The sequence below is a fragment of the uncultured Streptococcus sp. genome, from assembly GCF_963545685.1.
Taxonomy (GTDB): Bacteria; Bacillota; Bacilli; order Lactobacillales; family Streptococcaceae; genus Streptococcus.
Genome location: NZ_CAUUKN010000004.1, coordinates 35,807 through 62,251 on the forward strand (window position 1 = coordinate 35,807; position 26,445 = coordinate 62,251).

Here is a 26,445-nt window from a genome sequence, read left to right on the forward strand (position 1 = left end):
TATTTATAAGCAAAAAAGTCTGTCATATTGTCAGGCTTTTTTAGTCCTTTTTTTCGTATGATGATTCGATGTTTACTTTTACGACTGCTTTAAGTTAAGATTGGGGTTTTAATGGACATATTAACCTTATAAAAGTTTAATATAATGTAAGTAAGTGTTAGATTAAGAGGTATGTTATAACTAAATCGGTCTTGCTATCTCAATATTTATAAGCTTTTGATGTATTTTTACAGTGGATTATAGTCCAGATTTTTATTTTTTGATATAATGAAAATATGATTTACAGTCAAAATGAAGAGGAATTGATTAGCATAGGCCAAAAGCTAGGTCGATTGCTCAATTCTGGAGATATAATTGTTCTCTCAGGTGATCTGGGGGCTGGCAAAACTACTTTAACTAAGGGAATTGCTAAAGGTTTGAATGTTTCTCAGATGATCAAGAGCCCGACCTATACTATTGTTAGAGAATATGAGGGGCGTTTGCCGCTATATCATTTAGATGTTTATCGTATTGGTGATGATCCAGATTCTATTGACTTAGATGATTTTCTATACGGTGACGGTGTGACGATTATCGAGTGGGGAGAACTCTTAGATGAAAGTCTCCTGGGAGACTATCTCTTAATTTCGATAACTCATCATGGTGATGGTCGTCAACTGCTTCTGGAATCTTTTGGTCCTAGAAGTAAAGAAATCCAGGAGGAGATAGCAAGTGGCTGAGTACGAATTAGTCATTGAGGAAGCCCAGAGAGAGGATTGCGTATCCTTAGCACAATTACTAGAGACGGTAGCTCTAGAGTCAGATTTTTTGGCTCAGGATGCTAGGAGCTCTGTACTCAATGCCGAACAGTTAGCCTCCTATATTGATAGCCGTCAGGGTGTCCCGAATGAGATTTGTTTAGTCGCAAAATTGGATCAGGAGGTCATTGGTGTTTGTAATGTTACTTCTGATCAAGACACGAAGACCAGTCATATCGGTGATGTTTTTATTGCGGTTGCCAAACCCTATTGGGGTAATGGTATTGGTCAGTTTCTTATGGAAACAATGCTTGACTGGGCAGACAACACACCAGCTATCCGTCGCTTAGAGTTGACTGTTCAAGCACGCAATGAACGGGCAGTACATCTCTATCAAAAATTTGGATTTGATATTGAAGGCACTAAGAAACGTGGTGCTAGAACTAAAAATGGAGAATTTCTAGATGTTTACCTGATGGCTAAACTCATAGATTAGGAAAAAAACATGAAACTTGGACGAAAAATTTTATTGATGTTGTTGGCGATTTTTGCCACGACAGTAGTAGCTGCTGGTATTTACCTAACGACAACTTACAATTATGCCACAGGCGAATTGTCAAAAACCTTTAAAGCTTCAAAGGCAACGTCAGGGAATAGTAAGGCCATTCAACAGACAAAGCCTATAACTATTCTTTTGATGGGTGTGGATACAGGATCCGAAGAACGTAAGGAAACCTGGGAAGGAAATTCTGATACCATGATTTTGGTAACGGTAAACCCTAAGACTAAGAGAACTACCATGACCAGTTTGGAACGTGACCTTTTGACAGATATTGAGGGATCGGGTGAAGCAAAACTAAACTCAGCCTATGCCGAGGGTGGGGCTGACTTAGCTATTTCAACCATTCAAAAGGTTTTAGATATTGATATTGACTACTATGCACTGATTAATATGCAGGGTATGATTGATTTGGTGGATGCCGTAGGTGGTATCGAGGTAACGAATCATTTTGATTTCCCAATTTCGATTGCAGAAAACGAACCAGAATTTCAGGCGAAAGTAGAGCCTGGAACCCATAAGATCAATGGAGAACAGGCCTTAGTGTATTCACGTATGCGTTATGATGATCCCGATGGTGACTACGGTCGTCAAAAACGTCAACGTGAGGTTATTCAAAAGATTGTGGCTAAGCTCTTGAAGATGGATTCGATAGGTTCTTATAAGAAAATTTTGTCTGCTGTCAGTTCTAACGTACAAACAAGTATCGATCTTGGTGATAGCGATACTCTGCGTAGCTTGATGGGTTATAGCGATGCTCTTAAAAATATTAAGTCATACCAATTGGCTGGCTCGGATGCTATGATTAATGGTGGAAGCTATCAGGTGGCCTCAACTGAGGATATCCTTAAGGTGCAAAACCGCATTAAGAAGGAAGTTGGCAAGAAGGAAGTTTCTGAATCTCAACTTCAGACCAGTCTGGTACTCTATGGTTCTGGAACTTCTAGCTATGGTTCAGATGATTTCGTTAACTCTAAAGGAAGTGCGGCTTCGAGTGAAGTATCTGGAAGTTATGAGGTGGGACCATCTGAGGCAACAGGTGGTGGATCAAGTACTTACAACGGAGGGGGTTACTACAGCAATAACTACAGCAATAACTACAGCAATAACTACGGCAATAACTACAGCAATAACTACGGCAATAACTACGGCAATAACTACAGCAATAACTACAGTGATAATACTGGTAATTATGTTCAGGATTAAGGTACCACAGCTCCTACATACAATTATAATGGTTCAGGTGTAACTACTTATAGCACGGTTCCAGCAGCACAATAGAAAGGTTGGGAGACTCCCGGCCTTTTTTGCTGTCATATGGTTATTCCTTGCAATGGTTTTTAACCTATGCTATAATATAGGAAAATAACGAAAGAGAGGCGGAGTAGAAACTTCGTCTCTTGTGTGTGTAAGGAGGTCATAATGTCGCAAAAAATTATTGATCTCGTGACGGCTGTCGTAGCTCCAGCAATTCCTGAGCCATACGAATTGGTCGATATCGAGTATGAAAAACTTGGCGGTGACTATGTCTTATCAGTTTTGATTGATAAGCCAGGTGGAATTACCGTTGAGGATACTGCAGACCTGACTGAAATCATCAGTCCCCTCTTGGATACTATTCAGCCTGACCCTTTCCCGGATCAATACATGTTGGAAGTGTCTAGCCCTGGGTTAGAGCGTCCCTTGAAGACTAAAGAAGCTTTGAAGAATGCTGTTGGTCAGTATATCAATGTTAGTCTTTATAAGGCTATTGATAAGATCAAGATATTCCAAGGTGACTTGGTGGCCTTTGATGGCGAAACTCTAACAATTGATTATCTTGATAAGACTCGCCATAAGACTGTTGAGATTCCCTATCAAACAGTTGCTAAAGCTCGTTTGGCAGTCAAACTCTAAAACTCTTAGTGTAAATAAAGAAAGGATGCCAGTTTTGGCCCTTAAAGGCTAAAACGACAAAGAATATGAGCAAAGAAATGCTAGAAGCCTTCCGTGTCTTGGAAGAAGAAAAACACATTAACAAGGAAGACATCATCGATGCTGTAGTTGAATCACTTAAATCAGCTTATAAGCGTCGTTATGGTCAGTCTGAATCAGCAGTAGTTGAATTTAATGAAAAAACAGGTGATTTTCAAGTTTTTACCGTTCGTGAAGTTGTAGACGAAGTCTTCGATAGTCGTTTGGAAATTAGCTTGAAAGATGCGCTTGCTATTAGCTCAGCTTACGAGCTTGGTGACAAGATTCGCTTTGAAGAGTCAGTCGACGAATTTGGTCGTGTCGCAGCTCAATCTGCTAAACAAACGATTATGGAAAAAATGCGTAAGCAAATGCGTGAGATTACCTATAATGATTATAAGCAACATGAAGGTGAAATCATGCAAGGAACAGTTGAACGCTTTGACCAACGTTTCATTTATGTTAATCTTGGAACGCTCGAAGCTCAATTGTCACGCCAAGACCAAATTCCTGGAGAAAGTTTTAAGTCACACGACGTCATCGATGTTTATGTTTATAAAGTTGAAAACAACCCTAAAGGTGTCAACGTCTTTGTAAGCCGTAGCCACCCAGAATTCATCAAACGTATCATGGAACAAGAAATTCCGGAAGTATTTGATGGAACTGTAGAAATCATGAGCGTGTCTCGTGAAGCAGGTGATCGTACTAAGGTTGCTGTTCGTAGCCATAATCCTAACGTTGATGCTATTGGTACTATCGTTGGTCGTGGTGGAAGCAACATCAAGAAAGTTGTCAGCCGTTTCCACCCAACACGTTTGGATGCTAAGACAGGTATTGAGGTTCCTGTTGAGGAAAATATTGATGTTATTCAATGGGTTGAAGATCCAGCTGAATTTATCTACAATGCTATTGCACCAGCTGAAGTGGACTATGTTCTCTTCGACGAAGATGACAGCAAACGTGCGACAGTAGTTGTACCAGATAACAAATTGTCTCTTGCAATTGGTCGTCGTGGACAAAACGTTCGTTTGGCAGCGCACTTGACCGGCTACCGTATTGATATCAAGTCAGCTTCTGAATATGAAGCACTAGAAGCTGAACAAGCTGAGGCTGAAGTGGATGAAGTTGTCGAAGAAATCGTTGCAGAAACTACACCTGTAGAAGTAACAACGGAAGAAGCACCAGAAGCAGAATAAGAAGAAAATAGAGGTGTTTGATGGCTAAAACACGAAAAATACCTTTACGAAAATCAGTTGTCTCAGGAGAAATCATCGATAAACGTGATTTGCTCCGCATTGTAAAAACTAAAGATGGTGAAATTTTTATTGATCCAACTGGAAAGAAAAATGGGCGGGGCGCCTACATTAAATTGGATAATGAGGAAGCCCTTCAAGCTAAAAAGAAACAAGCTTTCAATCATAGCTTTTCCATGGATGTTCCTGAAAGTTTTTACGATGAACTCATTGCTTATGTGGATCACAAGGTCAAAAGAAGAGAGTTAGGTCTTGAATAACACAGAAAAATTGTCAAATATGTTGGGACTAGCACAAAGAGCTGGAAAGCTTATTTCTGGCGAAGAACTTGTCATCAAGGCAGTTCAATCAGGGCAGGCGAGACTAGTTTTTCTTGCCAATGATGCTGGTAGTAACGTGACTAAAAAGACAACTGATAAATGTAACTACTATAATATAGAAGTCTCCACAGTGTTTAACGCACTGGAATTAAGCATGGCTATTGGTAAACCAAGAAAAACGGTTGCTGTAGTAGATGCTGGATTTTCAAAGAAAATGAGGACTCTTATGGAATAAAGAATAGGAGGACATCACGTGTCAAAGAAACGATTATATGAAATCGCAAAAGAGGTTGGTGTAGAAAGCAAGGTTGTTGTTGCGAAAGCTCAGGAACTAGGTCTTTCTGTTAAGAGCCACTCCTCATCAGTTGAAGAAGCAGACGCTAATCGTATCACTTCAAGTTTAAAAGGGGGTACAGCTAAGGCTGAGAGTAAGCCAGCACCTAAAGCGACACCAACTCCTAAAGAGGAAAAGGTGGCGCCAAAGGTTGATAAGGTACCTGTTGCAAAATCAGCTCCTGCTAAAGAAACATCAAAGGCTGAAGTCGCCCCTGCGACTCCGAAAAAACCGCAAAGCCGTAATTTTAAGGCAGAACGAGAAGCACGCGCCAAGGCAGAAGCAGAACGTCGTAAAAATGGTGGAGGACGAGATAACCGTAATCGTAACCGAAATCAACAAGGAAACAATCAAGGTAAGCGTCACAATAATGATCGTCGCAATCAAAAAGGAAATGGTCAAGGGAACCGTAACAATGGGAACCGCGATAACAATAGTAATCGCGACCGTAATTTCCAAGGCAAACAGCGTAATGATCAGAATCGAAATAACCGTAGCGATAATGCTCGAAACAATCAGGCAGGCCCACGTATTGACTTTAAAGCGCGTGCAGCAGCCTTGAAGGCAGAGCAAAATGCAGAGTATTCACGTCAAAGTGAAACACGTTTCCGTGAAGAAAAAGCTGCAGAGCAACGGCGTGCAAAAGAAAAGGAAAAGGCAAGAAAAGAAAAACAAGAAGCTGAAGTAGCAGTTCAAAAGGCCGTTGCTGAAGCTAAGCCAGCTCCAAAATCAGCACCAGTGGTCGCTCAAGCAGCTCCAACTGCACAAGCACAAGATACACGTCGTAAAAAAGCACGTCCAGATAAATCACGTGATAATCGTCGCGAGAATGAAGATGGACCAAAGCAAACTAGAAATAATAAGTGGAATAATCAAAACCAAGTGAGAAATCAACGAAATAGTAACTGGAATAAGAACAAAAATAAAAAAGGTAAAAATAACCGTGGTAATTCAGCTCCAAAACCAGTAACCGAGCGTAAATTCCATGAATTACCAAAAGAATTCGAATACACTGAAGGCATGACGGTTGCAGAAATCGCAAAACGTATTAAACGTGAGCCAGCTGAAATCGTTAAGAAACTCTTCATGATGGGAGTTATGGCAACTCAAAACCAATCTCTGGACGGAGACACAATTGAGTTGTTGATGGTTGACTATGGTATTGAGGCAACTAAGAAAGAAGAAGTCGATAATGCTGATATCGAACGTTTCTTTGTTGATGAAGATTACCTCAATAAAGATGCTATGGTAGAACGTGCACCAGTTGTTACTATCATGGGACACGTTGACCATGGTAAAACAACCCTTCTTGATACTCTCCGTAACTCACGTGTTGCTACAGGTGAAGCAGGTGGTATCACACAGCACATTGGTGCCTACCAAATTGAAGTAGATGGTAAGAAGATTACCTTCCTTGATACCCCTGGACACGCAGCCTTCACATCTATGCGTGCTCGTGGTGCCTCTGTTACAGATATCACTATCTTGATTGTAGCTGCGGATGATGGCGTTATGCCACAAACTATCGAAGCCATCAACCACTCTAAGGCTGCTGGTGTTCCAATCATCGTCGCTATTAACAAGATTGATAAACCAGGTGCTAACCCAGAACGTGTTATCGGTGAATTGGCTGAGCATGGTGTCATTTCAACAGCATGGGGTGGTGATAGCGAATTCGTTGAGATTTCAGCGAAATTTGGTCAAAACATTGAGGAATTGCTTGAAACAGTTCTTCTTGTAGCGGAAGTTGAAGAACTTAAAGCTGATCCAACAGTTCGTGCCATCGGTACTGTTATCGAAGCCCGCTTGGATAAAGGCAAAGGTGCGGTTGCTACCCTTCTTGTACAACAAGGTACTTTGAATGTTCAAGATCCAATCGTTGTTGGTAATACTTTCGGACGTGTCCGTGCTATGACCAATGATCTTGGGCGTCGTATTAAGACTGCTGCGCCTTCAACACCGGTTTCAATCACTGGTTTGAATGAAGCACCTATGGCTGGTGACCATTTTGCGGTTTATGAAGATGAAAAGGCAGCTCGTGCTGCTGGTGAAGAGCGTGCAAAACGTGCTCTTATGAAACAACGTCAACAAACACACCGTGTTAGTCTTGATAACCTCTTTGATACCCTTAAAGCTGGTGAATTGAAGACTGTTAATGTTATCATTAAGGCTGACGTACAAGGTTCTGTTGAAGCCTTGGCAGCATCTCTTCTTAAGATTGATGTTGAGGGTGTTCGTGTAAATGTTGTTCACTCGGCAGTAGGTGCTATTAACGAATCTGATATTACGCTTGCCGAAGCTTCAGATGCTGTTGTTATCGGATTTAACGTTCGTCCTACACCACAGGCACGTCAACAAGCGGAAACTGATGAAGTTGAAATTCGTCTTCATAGCATCATTTATAAGGTTATCGAAGAAATCGAAGATGCTATGAAAGGGATGCTTGATCCTGAATTTGAAGAAAAAATCATTGGTGAAGCAGTTATCCGTGAAACCTTCAAAGTTTCTAAAGTCGGAACAATCGGTGGATTCATGGTTACTAATGGTAAAATCACTCGTGATTCAAGTGCCCGTGTCATTCGTGATGGTGTCGTTATTTTTGATGGTAAATTGGCAAGCTTGAAACACTATAAAGATGACGTTAAAGAAGTCGGAAACGCTCAAGAGGGTGGTTTGATGATTGAAAACTATAACGATATTAAAGTTGATGACGTTATCGAAGCTTACATCATGGAAGAAATCAAACGTTAATCACGTCAGATTTCTAAGGAAGCTTATTTAGGAGACAAAGCTGGGTCATCTGGCCTGGCTTTTGTTCCATCATAAAAAAGAAAGGATAAGACTATGGGAAATTCATTTCGTGTAGATCGTGTTGGGATGGAAATCAAACGTGAAGTCAACGAAATTCTTCAAAAGAAGGTTCGTGATCCACGTGTTCAAGATGTAACCATCACAGATGTTCAAATGCTTGGTGATTTGTCGGCGGCTAAGGTTTTTTATACCATTCACTCTACTTTAGCGTCAGACAACCAAAAAGCGCAAACTGGTCTTGAAAAAGCGACTGGTACCATCAAGCGAGAACTTGGTAAAAATTTGACTATGTATAAGATTCCGGATTTGACCTTTATCAAGGATGAGTCTATCGAATACGGTAATAAAATTGATGAGATGCTTCGTAATTTGGAGCGTAAAGACTAAGCAAAAATTCCTGTCAGTTATGGCAGGAATTTTGCGTTATAATAGAGTAAAAGGAGGAACTTCGATGAAAGTAACAGTCTATTTGGGAGCTAATATGGGTGACAATCCTAGCTTTAAAGAAGCAACGATTGCCTTGGGGAGATGGATTGCAAAAAATGGTCATACCCTAGTTTATGGTGGCAGTAAGATGGGACTTATGGGAGTTCTAGGTGATACGGTTTTGGAATATGGGGGTCAGGCCCATGGTATCATGCCACAGTTTCTCAAAGATAGGGAAATTGCTTATGAGGGATTGACCTCAATGACTATAGTAGAAACGATGGCAGAGCGCAAGACTGCCATGTTAGAGCAAGGTGAGCTCTTTATTGCCCTTCCAGGAGGTCTTGGCACACTTGAAGAAATCTCAGAAGCCATTGCAGCTGCTCGTGTAGGTAAGTTGAACAAGCCCTGTGTTTTCTTTAACCTCAACGGCTATTACGATGCCATGAAGGCTATGTTAGATACCATGGTTGCTCATGATTTTTTAGAGGCTGAAACGGCTGCAAAATTCATTTTTACAGATAATTTTACGGAAATTGAGGCCTTTGTTCAGTCTTATACCCCACCTCAATTGCGACGTTATAGATAGTATCGCTTTAATATGTAACATTTAGATGATTAAAAAATGTTCAATGACATGTCACTGAACATTTTCAATTTAATCTTTACAAATATTTCTTAGCGACTTCAATATCACCAGAATAGTCGGCGCGTTTTCCCTCGACAATTTGGAAAGCATCAGCACCTTTACCGGCAATAACGACAGCATCCTCTGAGCCTGTGGTCTCGGCCATAGCTGTTTTAATAGCTTCCTCTCGATCAACAATGATTCGAACCTCGCGACTGATATGGCTAGCAATTTCTTGACAGATTGCTAGGGGATCTTCCTTGTTAGGATCGTCAGCTGTTAGAATAATATCAACATCGGGGTAGGTGTTTAGGACATGACCAAAGTCCTTACGGCGGCTTTCCCCTTTATTTCCAGGGGCTCCTAGGATCAAGCTTACATTACCCTTTTGGTGGCTAGTTACGACTTGCAAGAGTTTATCTAAGCTATCTCCATTATGAGCGTAGTCAACAAAAGCTTTGGCCCCGTTAGTTTGTGTAAGGACCTCCATACGACCTGGAACGGAAGTTACAGCAATTCCTTCTTTGATGTCTTGAAGGCTAGCTCCAAGACGTAAACAGGCTAGACCAGCGGCTATGGCATTATCCTGGTTAAAATCACCGATAAGTTGAATATCGTAGTCACCAGCTAATTTTCCACTGGCCTTAAAGCTAAAACCTGAGCCGTGTTGAACGGCATTTTCGGAGTTCTGGCCATAGAAATCATGCTCTTTACCAGCAACTTCCTCAGCGACAAAAGCAAAGTGATCCATACCGCTATTGACAATGACAGCTTGACTATTTTCCAAAAGGAGACGCTTATGGTAGAAGTAATCTTCAAAGGTTGGGTGTTCAATAGGACCAATGTGGTCTGGGCTGATGTTAAGAAAGACACCAACATCAAAGGTCAACCCATAGACACGCTTGGTTAGATAGGCTTGACTTGAGACCTCCATAATCAGATGAGTCATGCCATTATCAACAGCTTCAGCCATCATACGGAAAAGGTCCAAACTCTCAGGTGTAGTTAAGTTAGACTTGAAGAAGGTTTTTCCATCAAGTGTCGTGTTCATGGTTGAAAGCATAGCAGGCTTATGACTTTGCTTAAGCATATTAAAGGCAAAGTAAGCCGCTGTTGTCTTCCCTTTTGTCCCAGTAAAGGCTAGTAATTTAAGCTTGTCTTGAGGGTATTGGTAGAAGGCCTGTGCAACGAGACTCATGGCTTGCTTGATATCTGAAACGATAATGGCGGGGATTCCTACTTGGTAATCTTTTTCAGCTACATAGAAGCTTAAGCCAGTTTTGACAGCACTCTCCAAAAACTCAGGTTTGAAGGCAGCTCCCTTGGCAAAGAAGAGGGAAGATGGTGTGACATCACGACTGTCGTAAGAAAGATGATCGAAAGTCACTCCAGTCCATGAATAGTAGTAGTTGTCTTGGTCGATAATATCTCTAAAATTATGGTCCTTTTTGAGAACCTCTAGAACTTGTTCAATAGTAATCATAGTTCCTATTTTAGCCTTAATGTTCTTGTTTTACAAGTCACAGCCAAAAGTTTATAATAAACTAGATTATATTTTATTCCCTAGAAAGAAAATTATGACTGAAACTAAAACTGACACGCAGCAGCAGCAAATGCTAAGAGGGACGGCATGGATGACAGCATCCAATATTATCAGTCGTCTCTTAGGGGCACTCTACGTTATTCCTTGGTATGCTTGGATGGGCAAACAAGGCGACCAAGCCAATGCCCTCTTTGGTCAGGGGTATAATATTTATGCCCTTTTCCTTTTGATTTCGACAGCAGGGATTCCAGTCGCCATTGCCAAACAGGTGTCTAAATACAACACTCTTGGAAAGATGGAAACGAGTTTCTTCTTACTCAAACGTATCTTATATTATATGATTGGGCTTGGACTAATTTTTGGTGTTTTCATGTATTTTGCTTCGCCATGGATGTCATATCTTTCTGGGGGAGACGAAGACCTGGTTCGAGTGATGCGCAGCCTTTCTTGGGCGGTTGTCATTTTCCCATCGATGTCTGTTTTACGAGGCTTTTTCCAGGGTTTTAACAACATGAAGCCTTATGCCCTAAGTCAGATTGCAGAGCAGTTTATCCGTGTGATTTGGATGTTGTTGGCGACTTTCTTCATCATGAAAATTGGTACAGGTGACTATGTAACTGCAGTTGTCCAATCGACTTTTGCTGCTTTCATCGGTATGCTAGCAAGTTACGGAGTGCTTTTCTTCTATCTTTGGAAGGAAGGCAAGCTCAAGAGTCTTTTTGGTAAGCAGGCTGTTCATCCTGATATCAATCCAACTGCAATTGTTATTGAGACATTTAAGGAGGCCATTCCCTTTATTATTACTGGGTCAGCGGTTCAACTTTTCCAGTTGATTGACCAATGGACCTTTATCCGTACTATGGAGAAGTTCACAAGCTATAGTAACAGTCAGCTTCAGGTTCTCTATGCTTATTTGTCTTCAAACCCAAGTAAGATTACTATGATTTTGATTGCCGTTGCTATTTCTATTGCTGGGGTAGGAATCCCACTCTTAACGGAAAATATGGTTAAGAAGGATCTTGGGGGAGCAGCTAAGCTGATTATCAATAACCTACAGTTACTTCTACTCTTTATTGTTCCTGCTATTGCAGGGTCAGTGATTCTAGCCAAACCTCTCTACACCATTTTTTATGGAGCACCAGACAGTCAGGCTCATTTGCTCTTTGTAGCTAGTTTGATTCAAGTGATTTTCTTGGCCTTGTATAGTGTTTTAGCACCTATGCTTCAGGCTATCTTTGAGACCCGTAAAGCCATCAATTATTTTGCGATTGGGGTGCTAGTTAAGGCAATTCTACAGCTACCGTTGATTATTTTCTTAGGAGCCCTCGGTCCGGTTATTTCAACAGCCATTGGGTTAGGTGTTCCTATTGCTCTGATGTATAATCGCCTTCACACAGTTACTCACTTTAGTCGTAAGACAGTCTTTAGAAAAGCTTTACTCATTTGTATTCTTACGATGCTCATGGCTATTCCAGTTGCTGTTTTCTATTGGTTATTCCAATTTGTTCTATCTCCAACAAGTCGTATGGGTAGCGTGATTTACTTAGTGATTGGAGGAGGTCTTGGCGTTTTGGTCTATGGAGTGCTTGCTCTTGTGACCCGTATGGCTGACCAATTGCTTGGTGCCCGGGCTAATAGCCTTCGTGCTAAATTACATATTAAATAGTATTTGAAACCAAGTCTTGTGGCTTGGTTTTTTCTTTCAACATTTTCTGAAAAAGGAGTATAATGAGGGCGTAAATATGAAATCGCTTTTATGATTTAGAATCGAGGAAAGGACTATGACTGATTCTAGACAAGAAATTATTAAATTAGGAACCTATCCCCCTGAACAAGTTTATCAGATCTTGCAGACAAGTCACCAAGGCTTAAGCTCACAAGAAGTCAAAGAAAGGCAGGCGACTTACGGACCTAACCAATTAAAGGAAAGTAAACAAGAACCTATTTGGTTGACCTTTTTCAGACATTTTACCAGTCTCATGGCCCTCTTATTGTGGGTTGGTGGCTTTATCGCTATGCTTTCTCATAGCCTAGAGTTGGGGATTGCTATTTGGTTGGTCAACATTATTAATGGTCTCTTTAGTTTTATTCAAGAATATAGAGCAAGTCAGGCTACGGCAGCCCTTAATAAGCTTCTTCCATCTTACACACGGGTTCTTCGGGATGGGAAGGAAGATAAGATTCTTGCTCAGGACTTGGTGCCAGGGGACTTGGTTTTTATTGAAGAAGGAGACCGTATTTCTGCAGATGGACGTTTGGTTGCTGTGACAGACTTGCAGGTTAATCAGTCTGCCCTTACTGGTGAGTCTAATCCAATTTACAAGTCAGACCAAGCAGATTTGACTCCTGATAAGACTGAATTGGAATATGACAATATGGTGTTTGCTGGAACTACAGTTTCTTCAGGTTCTGGGCATTTTATAGTGTCTGCTATCGGAATGAAAACCGAGTTTGGACAAATTGCAGATTTGACACAAAACCTTACTCAGGAAAAAAGTCCCCTTCAGAAAGAATTAGACCATTTGACCAAACAGATTTCAGTTATTGCAGTCTCTGTTGGTCTCTTCTTTATGGTTGCAGCAACTCTATTTGTCCACCAACCTTTGTCTCAAGCCTTCATCTTTGCCTTGGGTATGATTGTTGCCTTTATCCCTGAGGGGTTACTACCTACAGTTACTCTTTCTCTAGCTATGGCTGTACAACGCATGGCTAAGGATCATGCATTGGTTAAGAAGTTGTCTTCGGTTGAGACTCTTGGAGCAACCTCTGTTATTTGCTCAGATAAAACAGGGACCCTAACTCAAAATGCCATGACGGTTAATCATTTATGGACCTTGTCAGGGACTTATAAGGTAACTGGGCTAGGTTACGCACCAGAAGGGCATATTGAGAAGGATGGTCACCCTGTTTCTCTGAAGGGAAATGACCTCCTGAATCGTCTGGTTCGCTTTTCTCACTTGGCCAGTAATGCTCAGGTTGTGGCACCTAATTCTGACAATCCTAATTATACGATTTTAGGTGACCCGACTGAGGCTTGTCTTAATGTTTTAGCCGAAAAAGCAGGGATTAACTTAAATGAAAATCACACTTGGGCCCCTCGTATAAAGGAAATTCCCTTTGATTCTGATCGTAAACGAATGACAACGGTGCATAGTCTCGAAGAAAGTATGGATGGCAGTCACCATATTTCCATCACTAAGGGTGCGCCTAAAGAAGTGATGGAACTTTGTTCAGACTATTATGATGGTCAAGGGGCAATCAAATCTATGACTGCTACAGAACGTCAAGCTATTCTTGCTGCTAACGATCAATTTGCTCGTGACGGCTTACGTGTTTTAGCTGTCGCTTATAGACCCTTAGAAAGTGAGCGTATTGGAAAAGACAAGTGGAATATGCAGACTTTGGAAGAAAATATGGTCTTTCTGGGTCTTGTTGCCATGAGTGACCCTCCACGTCAGGGTGTACGTGAAGCAATTGAGCAATGTCACCGTGCCAGTATTCGGATTATCATGGTCACAGGTGACTATGGTTTGACAGCCCTTAGTATTGCCAAGAAAATTGGAATTGTAAAAGGTGACAATGCGCGTGTTGTTTCAGGACTTGAACTGGCAGATATGACCGACGAAGAGCTCAAAGCAGCGCTTAAAGGGGAGATTGTTTTTGCCCGTGTAGCCCCTGAACAAAAGTATCGTGTAGTTAATGCACTTCAGGAACTTGGTGAAGTTGTTGCTGTTACTGGTGATGGAGTAAATGATGCCCCTGCTTTGAAAAAAGCTGATATCGGGGTAGCTATGGGAATATCTGGGACTGATGTAGCCAAGGAATCTGCTGATATGATTTTAACAGATGATCATTTTGCTTCCATTGTACATGCCGTTGAAGAGGGCCGTGCAGTTTATCGAAATATTCAAAAATTTTTGACCTATATTTTTAATTCCAATACTCCAGAAGCTGTACCCTCTGCTTTCTTCTTGTTCTCTTTGGGGCGCATTCCTCTTCCTTTAACTGTTATGCAAATCCTAGCTATTGACTTAGGGACAGATATGGTACCTGCTTTGGGATTGGGGGTTGAACCACCTGAAGAAGGAGTAATGGACAAGCCACCAAGACGTTTATCAGACCGCTTACTCAATCGCCAACTATTGATTAAAGCTTTTGTCTGGTATGGATTGATTGAAGCAAGCTTGGCTATGGGTGCGTTCTTCCTTAATTATTGGGTCAATCAAGGAAATTTGAACCATCTGCCTAGCTCAGGTCCCCTCTACCGAGAGGCAACCACTATGACTTTGGGGGCTATTATCTTTACTCAGATTGGTATGGCTATGAATAGTCGTAAGGGTAGAGGGTCTATTTTCCAAATCAAACCATTTGCAAATAAAATTATTAGTCTGGGGATTGTCTTAGAAATCATTCTCTTTATTATCCTGTCTTATGTACCACTTTTCCACACTCTCTTTAATACAGCTCCGATTGGTTTTGATGGTTGGCTCTATTTGCTGGCTTGTCCGTTTGTTATTATGGCTTTGGAAGAAATCAGATATCGCTTATTTGATAAAAAGTAAGTCAGTGGCTTACCTTGGATTGAAGAAAAATTTTTTGATTTTTGTCTTTCTTAGGTGAGTAAGAATACTAGTCATCTCAAAAAGCCTAGAACTTTTAAATTTCAGGCTTTTTCAGTGTCTGAAAAGTCACTTTTTATCATCTCAGAAAATTTGTCTGTACTGTTTTTTGAGGTTATAGCAATAAACTATATCTAACTATCAAGAATCCGTATGATGAACTTACCATTCTTTTCAGAAAATAGTGATAAAATAGAGGGCATAGATATGGAGAATATCCACTTTATCATGTAGAGAGGGCATAATATGACACAAGATTATCAATTAGAAACTATTCTAGCACATGCTGGAATCAATTCGGATGAAGCAACAGGAGCCTTGGCTTCACCTATTCATTTTTCAACAACATACCAACACCCAGAGTTTGGACATTCTACTGGTTTTGACTATACACGAACAAAAAATCCAACGCGTGCAACGGTGGAAAAAACACTAGCAGCTATTGAAAAAGCGGATTATGCTATTGCGACAAGTTCAGGGATGAGCGCTATTGTTTTGGCCTTTGAAATTTTCCCAGTAGGTAGTAAGGTTGTAGCTGCGCGTGACCTTTACGGGGGCTCTTTCCGTTGGTTCAACGATAAAGAAAAAGAAGGGCGCTTCTTCTTTGAATACACTAACACAGAAGACGAAATGATTGCGGCTATTACAGAAGATACTGATATTGTCTACATCGAAACACCGACAAACCCACTTATGATTGAGTTTGATATTGAAAAAGTGGCAAAAATTGCTCATGATAAGGGTGCGGTGGTCATTGTTGATAATACTTTCTATAGCCCAATCTACCAAAACCCGATTCCACTAGGTGCTGATATTGTTGTTCATTCAGCTACTAAATACCTATCAGGGCATAATGATGTCTTGGCTGGTGTTGTTGTGACTAGCAATCCAGAATTCTACGATAAACTTTATTACAACCTTAATACGACTGGTCCAAACCTTTCCCCATTTGATAGCTATATGCTCATGCGTGGACTTAAGACCCTAAAACTTCGTATGGAGGCTTCGACGGCTAATGCTAAAGCAGTTGTGTCTTTCTTGGAAAAGTCATCTGCTGTCAAAGAGGTTCTCTACCCAGGTAAGGGTGGGATGATTTCCTTCAAAGTGGCTAACCAAGATAAGATTCCAACTATTATCAATGCTCTTAAGGTCTTCACCTTTGCAGAGAGCCTAGGTGGTGTTGAAAGTTTGATTACCTACCCAACAACACAAACTCACGCAGATATTCCAAGTGAAGTGCGTGCTTCCTATGGATTAACAGATGACTTGCTTCGTCTTTCAATTGGTATTGAAGCAGCAGAGGATTTGATTGCTGACTTGGAAAATGCCCTTAGCCTTTAAGGAGTTGTTTATGACACGTTATGATTTCACAACACAACCAGATCGCTTGGACCAAAACACTATGAAATGGCACGAAGCCGAAAGTGATCCAGAACTACTTGAGCTTTGGGTTGCGGACATGGATTTCTTGCCTGTTCCAGAAATTAGGGATGCAGTCATCAACTATGCTGAGACGCATATCTTTGGTTACCCTTATCCAAGTGATGAGCTCTACCAATCCATCATAGATTGGGAAAAAAATCAACACGGTTACGTCGTTGATAAAGAGAGCATTGTGCTCATTGAAGGGGTTGTCCCAGCTATTTCAACAGCTATTCAGGCCTTTACGAAAGAAGGCGATGCTGTTCTCATTAATACACCAGTTTATCCACCTTTTGCTCGTTCTGTCCGCTTGAATAATCGTAAGTTGATTGAGAATAGTCTTGTTAAGGTTAACGGGCATTTCGAAATTGATTTTGAGCAATTAGAACGTGATATTGTTGATAATGATGTTAAGCTCTATGTTTTCTGTAGCCCCCATAATCCAGGTGGGCGTGTCTGGACCGAGGAAGAATTGACCAAGGTAGCAGACCTTTGCCAGAAACATGGTGTTCTCTTGGTATCTGATGAAATCCATCAAGACTTGGCCTTATATGGGAATAAGCACATCTCTCTAAATACGATTTCAGATGCTTATAAGGATTTTACCTTGGTGCTTAGTTCGGCGACTAAAACCTTTAATATTGCTGGTACCAAAAACAGTTTCACCATTATTGAAAATGAGGGATTACGTAAAGCCTTTAAACAAAAGCAATTAGCTAATAATCAACACGAAATTCCAACTATTGGCTTGATTACAACACAAGCTGCCTTGACCTACGGTCAACCTTGGTTAGAGGAATTGAAGACAGTCTTTGAAACTAATATTGACCTTTTAACTAAGGAGCTTAGTGAAAAGACTAATATTAACGTTATGAAACCTGAGGGAACTTACTTGGTCTGGCTTGATTTTTCAGCCTATGATCAAGATCACAATGAACTTGGACGTTTGCTTAAAGAAGAAGCGAAGGTAGTGCTAAATGACGGTATTACTTTTGGTTCCGAAGGAGAAAAACATTTCCGCTTTAACGTAGCGACGCCAACTACAGTTGTTGCTGAAGGTGTGAAACGTCTGGTTTCTGTCTTTGGAAAATAAGAAAAGTGATGCAAATGGCATCACTTTAAATTGAAGACGGAGTCTTCTTTTGAGGTTTCCCTTAGGCAATATCGGACGTCAGTGACCTTCTTCGAAGTTACACGACTAAGTTTTGAGTCTGAGGTCTCAAAATTTTCCAACTCCTGAAACTCTATGGTTTCAGGAGTTTTTATCATGGCAGAAAGTCTCGATAAATGCTCACTATCCTCGCAACATAAGCTTATTCCACTTTTTTCATAACTTCCTAGCTTATGACCTATTCAAAATAGTTTGTCTACGTTCTAAAGTGATGCAAACAGTATTACTTTTCTTGTTTGTGTGGATGGATATCGTAGATTTTCAAATTTAGTAGAAGATCCTCCTGGGTGGAGAATACTTTGATATCCTGCTTGCCAGAGGTGTTAAACCTAGCTAGAGTGTAGGATTGACCATTAGGGAAGAAAATTTCTAAGCTACGATTGTCTGTAATAAGCGTTAGAGTGATATTATCAGTTTCCTTATAACGACTGTCAGCTTTATAACCTTGACCCTTCCCCAAGAGTCCATCGTAATAGTAAGAGGAAGCAGTTTGACTGCCATCTATGCTGTGATTTAGCTCAGCAGCATATGCAGAAACCTGATAGATACCACTTGCTATTTGGTAGGCAATCTTAACATAATCAGCTCCTTGCCAAATATCAATGTAGATATATCCTCCTTCTTGCTTGAGATTTGAAAAATGGAACTTGTAGTAACCTGTGCTACTTTTTCCGGCAAGATCAAGCAGGCCATTAGCACTTTGATTGTGACTTTCATCAACCCAAGGGCTTCTATTGTCACTGGTGAGCGGTCTTTGACTTGAAATGTTGCCATTTTGATTTTTAAGGGTCAATTGTTTATCTGTATAAAGAGGAGTGGACTGAATGATACCGTCCTTGTCCAGTTGTAGCTTTCTGGGGGTAGCGTAAAAACCAACAGTTGTTAGAAAATCACTCTTGGCCTCTTCGTCACTATGAATACCAGAAGTAAAGTAGTTCCAATTACCAACCCAACCAAAACTGATAAGGCTATGATTACTTTCTTCAATATGCTCACTTCCAGTGAAGTTAGCACCATAATAGTCTGACCCTTGATCTAAGCGTTTTGTCTCTGTCTCAGCAATAAATAAGCCGTTCTCATCTAAATGCCCAACAGTATAGTAGGTCCCACTTGTTTCACTAGAAGCTGTATCTTTGGCTCCAAAAAAGAGAACTTGTTTGTTCTGACCGTCAGCTCTAGTCATCGTTTTGAGAACCGGACACTCGATAGGAGCGTTATCCGTCCAGTTACGACCTTTAAAAAAAGTTTCGGGCAGGATTTTGGAGACTCCATTGCTATCTGCTTTTGTCCAGTTGATGCCATCTTGAGATTGATAAACACCTAAGGCCTCACCTTCAGCGACATACATGAGTAGTCTGTCTTTAAAGTGGAATACATAGGGGTCTCGGAAGTCTTTGCCATTATAGGATTGCTCTTTTGTCAATAAAGGTTTGCCATCTTTTAATTCCCGAGTAAAGCCAGCCCCTTGGTTATTTGAAGCACTAGCATAAATAGCTTGGCTTCCATCATCCATGAGCCCAGTAAAATAGGCTACAGATTCGTTATCTTGACCACCAGCAATTCCTTGACTATCGGTAACGACACTCCCTGTCCAAGCAGACTGCCATCCTTCTTGAGGATCCCCACCTTTTGCTGGTATAGCTGTCTCTTGTTTGCTATAGGTGATAAAATCCTTAGTGGTTGTATGTGTCCAATCTTGACCACTAGGGCCAAGAGGGTCAGTAGCCCCATCCACAGAATGCAAAAAGTAGATGTCATAGTAATTTTTAGCTTTATTCCATACGATAGTTTGGAGGTCATTTGACCATCCTTCATTAGTCGCTAGATGGAAGCTTTGGCTCACATGAGGTTTAGGTGTTTTCTGAGAAAAAATGTCAACGTTTTCATTTTCTCTTGTGAAAACAAAAAACAAAATTAAAAAAATGAGAATTAATAATAAATACAGATGTTTTGCTTTCATATAGTGATATTACCTGTCATCTTAATTGTTTTTATAGTTAATATTTTAACAAAAAAACAATTTTTTACAAAAAATACTATTTTGTAATTAAAAAAAGATTGGAATTTAGATTAAAAAATGATAGAATTAAACATGTGAAAAGATAAAAGGAGAGTTTATATGGACAGTACAGTTAATTCACATTCAAAAACAGTAGCACCGAAACAAGCAGAGTGCAAGAAGATGCGTTATAGCATTCGTAAGGTTGCAACAGTGGGAGCAACATCAGCTCTCGTTGGTACCTTGGCATTTTTAGGTGCAACTCAGGTCAAAGCTGATCAAGTTACAGAAACAGCACCAACGGTAGCTACTACGACGACAACACCAGAAACAAGCACAGCATCTCTAACGGTAGCCAGTGAAACTGCAACAAGTGTAACAACTTCAGAAGCAGTTGAATCTTCAGTTGCACATTCAGAGGTTGCAACTGCACCAGTAACAGAGACACAAGCAAGCAAGGCAACTCCATCAGTAGTTGAAGATAAGACAACTAATACGGTAGTGACATCTTCATTAGATACAACAGCATCAACAGCATCAACAGCAACAATTGCTACGGTTGCTACACCAGCTTCTACATCAGAGGCTGCAGTAGAAGCACCAACTTCAACAGCAAGTTCAGAATCAGCTGATACACACGCAGAAGTAGCACCTAAGCTTACTGAAAATAGTGCTGCCAATGCGAACCTTAGCAAACTTAATGGTCGTATTAAATCTATTGTTGAAGATAATATGACCTCAGAACAAATCGTTGCCTTGACCGAAGAAGAAATTAAAGCACTTAATAAAGTTGACTTTAGTGATGATGCTATCAAAGGTACTGGTACAAGCTTGACTTACCGTAACTTGAAAGATATCGTTGCTAGCTTCTTGAAGCAAGACAGCAAATTGGCAGTTCCTTATTTTAAAGCAGATACAATTATCAATATGCCTGCCTTCAACACTGTTGATGCCCAAACGATGGAAAAAGAAGAAATCGACGTTTGGGATTCTTGGCCAGTCCAAGATGCTGAGTCAGGTGTAGTCAGCAACTGGAATGGTTATCAGTTGGTTATTTCAATGGCCGGTGCACCAAATAAAAATTCAAACCACATTTACTTGCTCTATAGTAAATATGGGGACAATGACTTTACTCATTGGAAAAATGCGGGTCCAATCTTTGGTTACAATGCCCTTGAAGATGACCAACAATGGTCAGGTTCAGCGACTGTTAACTCTGATGGTAGTATCCAACTTTATTACACTAAGAATGATACAAGTGGTGGTAAATTAAACTGGCAACAATTGGCCAGTGCTACCCTCAACTTGGCTGTTGAAAATGACGAAGTTGTTATCAAGTCAGTTGAAAATGACCACATTCTCTTTGGTGGAGATAACTATCACTATCAAAGCTATCCAAAATTCATGAGTACTTTCAATGATGACCATAACCATGATGGTATTCCAGACCGTACGGATAACTACTGTCTTCGTGACCCACACATCATTGAAGATAACGGTAGCCGTTACCTTATTTTCGAATCAAATACAGGTGACGAAAACTACCAAGGCGAAAAACAAATTTACAACTGGTCAAACTATGGAGGAGATGACGCCTTTAACCTTAAGTCATTCCTCAATATTGTTAACAATAAACACCTATACAACCTTGCATCATGGGCAAATGGTTCTATCGGTATCTTGAAACTTGATGATAATGAGAAAAATCCATCTGTAGCAGAACTTTACACACCACTTGTTACTAGCCACATGGTTACTGATGAAGTAGAACGTCCAAGTGTTGTTAAGATGGGTAACAAGTATTACCTCTTCACTGCTTCACGTATCAATAAATCTACGGATGCTGAAGGTACTGTGGCAGCGCGTGAAGCTGTCGGTGATGATGTTGTCATGCTTGGATTCGTATCAGATAGCCTCCGTGGAGAATACCGTCCACTTAACGGCTCAGGTGTGGTCTTGACAGCCTCTGTACCAGCTGACTGGCGTACATCTACCTATTCTTACTATGCGGTTCCTGTTGAAGGCTCATCAGATACTCTTTTGGTAACTTCATACATGACTAACCGTGGTGGTATTGCTGGTGCTGAGAATAAATCAACATGGGCCCCAAGCTTCCTCATTAAGATGAATGAAGATGATACTACAGAAGTTCTTCCTAAGATGACCAACCAAGGGGACTGGATTTGGGATAAATCTAGTGAAAGCTTGGTACACGTGGGTGATCAAAACAGCGCTAAATTACCAAATGAGGACTTTAACGTAGATTATTATGCGGTGTCAGGTTATGGTCTTAAACCACATACTTATCCTACAGTTGATGGTTCAACGGGCGTTTCTGAAGCTCACGGTGTATTAACTGTGACTGTTAAAGATGGCGAAGACAAGAAAGCAGATAAATCAGAAACACCAGTAAATCCAACAGATGGAAACCATTCTTCTGATGATAAGACTAATAAACCAGATACGCCTTCTAAACCAGCAGATAATAATCAACCATCAGCTGATAAAGAAAATAAACCAGCAACGCCGACGAATCCAGATTCTCCAGTTCGTACACCGTTCCCACATTTCGCAGACCATTCATCAGATGATCATCATGTAGAGGTTCCTGTGAAACCTTCAACAGAAGGTTCTGTGGGTGACCGTCGTCCAGTAGCTCAAGCTACAGAGATTGCGACACCAGTACCAGAAGCTATTGTATCAACAGGACCATCTGTTCCAGCGAATGCTGTTGAAGAAAAGGTAGTTACTGAGACAGAAACTCCAAAATCAGCTAAGTCTGAAGAGGACCTTAAGTCTCATGAAGTAGCACAAGCTGATGAAGTAACTAAGTCTGATGAGTCAAGTAAAGACAACAACACTAAAGTTGCTGCCAAACTTGCGACAACTCCTAAGACGCCAAGTGATTCAGAAGATTCAAATAGCAACATTCTTTCAATTTTGGCAGCCATCTTTGCGGCTATTGGTAGCTTAGCACTTCTTGGCTATGGTTTAGTTACAGGTAAAATTCATCTGCCTAAAAAATAAAATTTGACCCTTTTTAAAAACGTTTGCAAGTAAAGCAAGCGTTTTTTTTGCCTTTTTGATATAATGGAGTGAATATAAAGCAAAGGAAGAAACTATTATGGGTAAATTTCAAGTTATTTCACATCCACTGATTCAACATAAACTTTCAATCCTTCGTCGTGAGGATACCTCTACTAAGGATTTCCGTGAGCTAGTTAATGAAATTGCTATGCTCATGGGTTACGAAGTATCTCGTGACCTTCCCCTCGAAGAGGTTGAAATTCAAACACCAATTACAAAAACAGTTCAAAAACAACTTTCTGGTAAAAAATTGGCAATTGTTCCAATCCTTCGTGCGGGTATTGGTATGGTCGATGGTTTGCTTAGCCTTGTACCTGCAGCAAAAGTTGGTCATATTGGTATGTACCGTGACGAAGAAACGCTTGAGCCAGTTGAGTACTTGGTTAAATTGCCAGAAGATATTGATCAACGTCAGATTTTTGTAGTGGATCCAATGCTTGCGACAGGTGGTTCGGCAATTTTGGCGGTGGATTCACTTAAAAAACGTGGAGCAGCTAATATCAAGTTTGTGTGTTTGGTTGCCGCACCAGAAGGTGTTAAAAAATTGCAAGACGCCCACCCAGATATTGATATATACACAGCATCTTTGGATGAGAAACTTAATGAGAATGGTTATATTGTTCCAGGTCTTGGAGATGCAGGGGACCGTCTGTTTGGCACAAAATAAGTTGAAAAGGGAGATTTTCCCTTTTTTTAATAGGGTAATGACTTAGAAAATCTTAATAATCACCTGTTTTTTACCTATTTAGCACTCTTTTTAAATGAGTGCTAAGAAAGATGTTTTTTATTTGACCTAATTTGACTAAAATCATATAATAACATCAAGACAATATTAAAAGGAGAATTCATATGATTCCTGTAGTTATTGAACAAACATCACGTGGTGAACGTTCTTATGACATTTACTCACGTTTACTCAAGGATCGTATTATCATGTTAACAGGTCCTGTAGAAGATAATATGGCAAACTCAATTATCGCTCAACTCTTGTTCTTGGATGCCCAAGACAATACAAAAGATATCTATCTTTATGTTAATACACCTGGTGGATCAGTTTCAGCAGGCCTTGCCATTGTTGATACAATGAACTTTATCAAGTCTGATGTTCAAACCATCGTTATGGGGATGGCAGCATCAATGGGTACAATTATCGCTTCAAGCGGTACCAAAGGTAAACGTTTCATGTTGCCAAATGCAGAATACATGATTCACCAACCAATGGGTGGTACTGGTGGTGGTACTCAACAAACAGATATGGCTATCGCAGCTGAACACTTGCTCAAGACTCGTAATAACTTGGAGCAAATCTTGGCTGATAATTCTGGTCAGTCAATTGAAAAAGTTCATGCTGATGCTGAACGTGATAATTGGATGAGTGCCCAAGAAACACTTGAATATGGCTTCATTGATGAAATCATGGCCAACAACCAATTAAAATAAGCCTAGCTTATATAATATAAAAGTCGGATGCTAATCGGTTTATATAAGAACCGTTTCATCTGACTTTTTGTGTTATAATAGGAAACATGTTAATAATCAATAAGGAGCTGCTTGCTATTGATCAAGCAATAGACAGCCTTGTTTTACATTTTCTAAAATTACCAGAAGTAGAGAATTACCGTTTAAAACGGCAGAAATTTGAAAATGTCAGAGAACTTCAAGAGCTACTCTTGGAATTTCAGGAATTAAAGGAAAGTTATGATAAAGCTAAGGAGTATGAGGCTTTTAGACCAGATGTGAGAGACCTGAAACGTCAGGTTTTGCGAATGAAGCGTCAAATTGATTTAAACGAGGTGGTTATAGGCTATCGTCAGGCGGAGTTCGATTTGCAGATAATACTAGCTTCACTTGGTGAAGAGATTGCTCAAGCTATCTCAAATCAGATTTTCATTGATACTGGGCTACCTCTTGCCCCTCATAAACCTCATCATAAAAAGGGTGACACTAACATAAAGGAGAAGATGAGTCATGATTAAGCGTCAAGGCATTATTGTTTATTTATACTATAATAGAGACTTACGTAAAATTGCCAAGTTTGGTGATGTTGTCTACCATTCCTATAAGATGCGTTATGTGCACCTCTATGTAGATCAAGACAAGGTTAAGGATATCTTGACAGAGCTTGAAGGAATGAAGGCAGTAAAAAGGGCCCTACCTTCGTATTATTCTGATATTGATATGGATTTTGTAGGAAGTCTAGAACGTTATGACACCTCAGTCCCTGAACAGTTTAAAAACTTTTCTCTTTAACTAGGAGAAAAGTTTTTTTTTATTCTTAAAGCGTTAGTTTAAAAGCAATGGAATCGATTACTAGGGATAGAACAGAGTTGTATGTAGTTGACAATTGTCTGATAATTCTGTAAGCTATAAGGTAGACTTTTTTAAGAAAATATTAAGGAGAAATCTTATGTCTAAAAAGATCACACTTATTGTGTTAGCCTTTTTTGCTTCCATTTTTTTGGTTGCCTGTGGCAAGTCACCTGATGTGACTGCTAATGCCAATGGTACTAAGATTGGGGATACAATCAAAATTGGTGTTAACATGGAGTTGACAGGTGCCGTTGCGGCCTATGGTAAGGCAGAGCAGAATGGTATTAAGTTGGCTGTTGATGAAATTAACAAAGCAGGTGGTGTTGACGGCAAAAAGCTAGAGCTCATCACAAAAGATAATAAATCTGAAAATGCTGAGGCTTCAACATCTTCAACGAACTTGGCTATTCAGAGTAATGTAAATGCTATCGTTGGTCCAGCGACATCAGGTGCTGTTGCTGCTGCTAGCCTCGTGTCACAAAAAACAGGGGTTCCTTTGATAACACCTTCTGGTACTCAGGATGACCTTACGGTAGATGCTAACGGAGCTAAGAAATTTGTTTTTCGTACAACCTTTAAGGATAGCTACCAAGGTAAAGTTTTGGCGGCTTATTCTTACAATAATTTGAATGCTAAGAAAGTGGTTCTTTACTACGATAATGCTTCGGATTATGCCAAGGGTATTGCGGATGAATTCAAGCGTGAATATAAAGGTCAAATCGTTACTGAAGCTACCTTTGCTTCAGGTGACAAGGACTATCAGTCAGCTTTGACTAAATTTAAAGACCTTGATTATGATGCGATTGTAATGCCTGGTTACTATACTGAGACTGGTATTATTACAAAACAAGCACGTGACCTTGGAATTGATAAACCAATTCTAGGACCTGACGGATTCAGCGATGCGAAATTTACTGAGCTTGCAGGTAAAAAGAATGCTTCAAACGTCTACTATGTATCAGGGTATTCAACAAATGTTGCTCTTTCTGACAAGGCATCTGGTTTCATTGAAGCATATAAGAACGCTTACAAAACTGAACCAAATATGTTTGCTGCCCTAGCTTACGATTCTGTTTATATGGTTGCAGAAGCATCGAAAGGTGCGAAAACTTCAGTAGATATCGCTGATAACTTAGCAAATTTGAAAAACTTTGTTGGAGTTACCGGTAAAATGACAATCGACAAGGATCATAACCCTATTAAAGCAGCTCTTATGGTTAAAAGAGATAATGGTGAAGAAGTTTCAGCGGAAGCCGTTGAAATTGAAAAATAA

General features: G+C 40.2%; 22 protein-coding genes. 20 read left to right on the forward strand and 2 right to left on the reverse strand.

What is annotated here, in order from left to right; all coding sequences use genetic code 11:
* Positions 1-275: 275 nt before the first annotated feature.
* The 10 genes from tsaE to RWZ99_RS01650 all read left to right on the forward strand — a co-directional run bounded on the left by tsaE (position 276) and on the right by RWZ99_RS01650 (position 8,982).
* Positions 276-719: a tRNA (adenosine(37)-N6)-threonylcarbamoyltransferase complex ATPase subunit type 1 TsaE gene (gene tsaE, locus RWZ99_RS01605; protein WP_314675963.1), complete on the forward strand. Its 444-nt coding sequence runs from the start codon at positions 276-278 to the stop codon at positions 717-719.
* Positions 712-1,233, forward strand: coding sequence for a GNAT family N-acetyltransferase (locus tag RWZ99_RS01610; protein ID WP_314675965.1), 522 nt, complete (start codon positions 712-714; stop codon positions 1,231-1,233). Before tsaE ends, RWZ99_RS01610 begins: the two co-directional genes overlap by 8 nt.
* A gap of 9 nt (positions 1,234-1,242) precedes the next feature.
* On the forward strand, positions 1,243-2,502 hold the full coding sequence (gene brpA, locus RWZ99_RS01615; RefSeq protein WP_314675966.1) for a biofilm formation/cell division transcriptional regulator BrpA: 1,260 nt from the start codon (positions 1,243-1,245) through the stop codon (positions 2,500-2,502).
* 216 nt (positions 2,503-2,718) lie between these two features.
* Positions 2,719-3,192, forward strand: coding sequence for a ribosome maturation factor RimP (gene rimP, locus RWZ99_RS01620; protein ID WP_295492920.1), 474 nt, complete (start codon positions 2,719-2,721; stop codon positions 3,190-3,192).
* Between the two features lie 65 nt (positions 3,193-3,257).
* Positions 3,258-4,445 (forward strand): transcription termination factor NusA, encoded by a 1,188-nt coding sequence (gene nusA / locus RWZ99_RS01625; RefSeq protein ID WP_314675967.1) that lies wholly within the window; start codon positions 3,258-3,260, stop codon positions 4,443-4,445.
* A gap of 20 nt (positions 4,446-4,465) precedes the next feature.
* Complete coding sequence (gene rnpM / locus RWZ99_RS01630) at positions 4,466-4,762, forward strand: RNase P modulator RnpM (RefSeq protein WP_314675968.1); 297 nt, start codon at positions 4,466-4,468, stop codon at positions 4,760-4,762.
* A complete protein-coding gene (locus RWZ99_RS01635) occupies positions 4,755-5,057 on the forward strand; it encodes a YlxQ-related RNA-binding protein (protein WP_002947460.1) in 303 nt (100 codons plus the stop codon). Before rnpM ends, RWZ99_RS01635 begins: the two co-directional genes overlap by 8 nt.
* Before the next feature lie 18 nt (positions 5,058-5,075).
* Positions 5,076-7,907, forward strand: coding sequence for a translation initiation factor IF-2 (gene infB, locus RWZ99_RS01640; RefSeq protein WP_314675972.1), 2,832 nt, complete (start codon positions 5,076-5,078; stop codon positions 7,905-7,907).
* A 93-nt stretch (positions 7,908-8,000) separates the two neighbouring features.
* Positions 8,001-8,354, forward strand: coding sequence for a 30S ribosome-binding factor RbfA (gene rbfA / locus RWZ99_RS01645; protein ID WP_154864150.1), 354 nt, complete (start codon positions 8,001-8,003; stop codon positions 8,352-8,354).
* 64 nt (positions 8,355-8,418) lie between these two features.
* On the forward strand, positions 8,419-8,982 hold the full coding sequence (locus tag RWZ99_RS01650; protein ID WP_314675973.1) for a TIGR00730 family Rossman fold protein: 564 nt from the start codon (positions 8,419-8,421) through the stop codon (positions 8,980-8,982).
* Positions 8,983-9,058: 76 nt separating this feature from the next.
* Here RWZ99_RS01650 and RWZ99_RS01655 read toward each other — a convergent pair whose 3' ends face one another.
* Entirely contained in the window at positions 9,059-10,504 is a 1,446-nt protein-coding gene (locus RWZ99_RS01655) for a UDP-N-acetylmuramoyl-L-alanyl-D-glutamate--L-lysine ligase (protein WP_314675975.1), read from the reverse strand.
* A gap of 94 nt (positions 10,505-10,598) precedes the next feature.
* Here RWZ99_RS01655 and RWZ99_RS01660 point away from each other — a divergent pair, with 94 nt between their 5' ends.
* The 4 genes from RWZ99_RS01660 to RWZ99_RS01675 all read left to right on the forward strand — a co-directional run bounded on the left by RWZ99_RS01660 (position 10,599) and on the right by RWZ99_RS01675 (position 17,698).
* Positions 10,599-12,230 carry a polysaccharide biosynthesis protein gene (locus RWZ99_RS01660; RefSeq protein ID WP_314675976.1) on the forward strand — a complete coding sequence of 544 codons (1,632 nt, stop codon included), beginning with the start codon at positions 10,599-10,601 and terminating at the stop codon, positions 12,228-12,230.
* Positions 12,231-12,345: 115 nt separating this feature from the next.
* Positions 12,346-15,126, forward strand: a complete 2,781-nt coding sequence (locus RWZ99_RS01665) for a cation-transporting P-type ATPase (protein ID WP_314675977.1) — start codon at positions 12,346-12,348, stop codon at positions 15,124-15,126.
* Between the two features lie 303 nt (positions 15,127-15,429).
* Positions 15,430-16,524, forward strand: a complete 1,095-nt coding sequence (locus tag RWZ99_RS01670) for a cystathionine gamma-synthase (RefSeq protein ID WP_314675978.1) — start codon at positions 15,430-15,432, stop codon at positions 16,522-16,524.
* Between the two features lie 10 nt (positions 16,525-16,534).
* Positions 16,535-17,698, forward strand: a complete 1,164-nt coding sequence (locus RWZ99_RS01675; RefSeq protein ID WP_314675979.1) for a MalY/PatB family protein — start codon at positions 16,535-16,537, stop codon at positions 17,696-17,698.
* A gap of 301 nt (positions 17,699-17,999) precedes the next feature.
* Here the strand turns inward: RWZ99_RS01675 and RWZ99_RS01680 are convergent, their stop codons facing one another.
* Positions 18,000-19,619 carry a glycoside hydrolase family 32 protein gene (locus RWZ99_RS01680; protein ID WP_314675980.1) on the reverse strand — a complete coding sequence of 540 codons (1,620 nt, stop codon included), beginning with the start codon at positions 19,617-19,619 and terminating at the stop codon, positions 18,000-18,002.
* A gap of 276 nt (positions 19,620-19,895) precedes the next feature.
* Here RWZ99_RS01680 and RWZ99_RS01685 point away from each other — a divergent pair, with 276 nt between their 5' ends.
* The 6 genes from RWZ99_RS01685 to RWZ99_RS01710 all read left to right on the forward strand — a co-directional run bounded on the left by RWZ99_RS01685 (position 19,896) and on the right by RWZ99_RS01710 (position 26,445).
* Positions 19,896-22,802, forward strand: coding sequence for a glycoside hydrolase family 68 protein (locus tag RWZ99_RS01685; protein WP_314675981.1), 2,907 nt, complete (start codon positions 19,896-19,898; stop codon positions 22,800-22,802).
* A 97-nt stretch (positions 22,803-22,899) separates the two neighbouring features.
* The gene (gene upp, locus RWZ99_RS01690) at positions 22,900-23,529 is read left to right on the forward strand and encodes a uracil phosphoribosyltransferase (RefSeq protein ID WP_314675982.1); all 630 of its coding nucleotides are present in this window, start codon (positions 22,900-22,902) and stop codon (positions 23,527-23,529) included.
* A gap of 182 nt (positions 23,530-23,711) precedes the next feature.
* Entirely contained in the window at positions 23,712-24,302 is a 591-nt protein-coding gene (gene clpP / locus RWZ99_RS01695; RefSeq protein ID WP_314675983.1) for an ATP-dependent Clp protease proteolytic subunit ClpP, read from the forward strand.
* A gap of 86 nt (positions 24,303-24,388) precedes the next feature.
* The gene (locus tag RWZ99_RS01700) at positions 24,389-24,838 is read left to right on the forward strand and encodes a YlbF family regulator (protein WP_314675984.1); all 450 of its coding nucleotides are present in this window, start codon (positions 24,389-24,391) and stop codon (positions 24,836-24,838) included.
* Positions 24,831-25,112 (forward strand): DUF2129 domain-containing protein, encoded by a 282-nt coding sequence (locus RWZ99_RS01705; RefSeq protein ID WP_314675986.1) that lies wholly within the window; start codon positions 24,831-24,833, stop codon positions 25,110-25,112. The genes RWZ99_RS01700 and RWZ99_RS01705 overlap by 8 nt, the downstream gene beginning before the upstream one ends.
* A 157-nt stretch (positions 25,113-25,269) precedes the next feature.
* Positions 25,270-26,445, forward strand: a complete 1,176-nt coding sequence (locus RWZ99_RS01710; RefSeq protein WP_314675987.1) for an ABC transporter substrate-binding protein — start codon at positions 25,270-25,272, stop codon at positions 26,443-26,445.

Coding starts and splice junctions, on each gene's coding strand:
- tsaE (WP_314675963.1), top strand. CDS start 276: ATGATTTACAGTCAAAATGAAGAGGAATTGATTAGCATAGGCCAAAAG.
- brpA (WP_314675966.1), top strand. CDS start 1,243: ATGAAACTTGGACGAAAAATTTTATTGATGTTGTTGGCGATTTTTGCC.
- rimP (WP_295492920.1), top strand. CDS start 2,719: ATGTCGCAAAAAATTATTGATCTCGTGACGGCTGTCGTAGCTCCAGCA.
- nusA (WP_314675967.1), top strand. CDS start 3,258: ATGAGCAAAGAAATGCTAGAAGCCTTCCGTGTCTTGGAAGAAGAAAAA.
- rnpM (WP_314675968.1), top strand. CDS start 4,466: ATGGCTAAAACACGAAAAATACCTTTACGAAAATCAGTTGTCTCAGGA.
- rbfA (WP_154864150.1), top strand. CDS start 8,001: ATGGGAAATTCATTTCGTGTAGATCGTGTTGGGATGGAAATCAAACGT.
- RWZ99_RS01650 (WP_314675973.1), top strand. CDS start 8,419: ATGAAAGTAACAGTCTATTTGGGAGCTAATATGGGTGACAATCCTAGC.
- RWZ99_RS01655 (WP_314675975.1), bottom strand. CDS start 10,504: ATGATTACTATTGAACAAGTTCTAGAGGTTCTCAAAAAGGACCATAAT.
- RWZ99_RS01660 (WP_314675976.1), top strand. CDS start 10,599: ATGACTGAAACTAAAACTGACACGCAGCAGCAGCAAATGCTAAGAGGG.
- RWZ99_RS01665 (WP_314675977.1), top strand. CDS start 12,346: ATGACTGATTCTAGACAAGAAATTATTAAATTAGGAACCTATCCCCCT.
- RWZ99_RS01670 (WP_314675978.1), top strand. CDS start 15,430: ATGACACAAGATTATCAATTAGAAACTATTCTAGCACATGCTGGAATC.
- RWZ99_RS01675 (WP_314675979.1), top strand. CDS start 16,535: ATGACACGTTATGATTTCACAACACAACCAGATCGCTTGGACCAAAAC.
- RWZ99_RS01685 (WP_314675981.1), top strand. CDS start 19,896: ATGGACAGTACAGTTAATTCACATTCAAAAACAGTAGCACCGAAACAA.
- upp (WP_314675982.1), top strand. CDS start 22,900: ATGGGTAAATTTCAAGTTATTTCACATCCACTGATTCAACATAAACTT.
- clpP (WP_314675983.1), top strand. CDS start 23,712: ATGATTCCTGTAGTTATTGAACAAACATCACGTGGTGAACGTTCTTAT.
- RWZ99_RS01700 (WP_314675984.1), top strand. CDS start 24,389: ATGTTAATAATCAATAAGGAGCTGCTTGCTATTGATCAAGCAATAGAC.
- RWZ99_RS01705 (WP_314675986.1), top strand. CDS start 24,831: ATGATTAAGCGTCAAGGCATTATTGTTTATTTATACTATAATAGAGAC.
- RWZ99_RS01710 (WP_314675987.1), top strand. CDS start 25,270: ATGTCTAAAAAGATCACACTTATTGTGTTAGCCTTTTTTGCTTCCATT.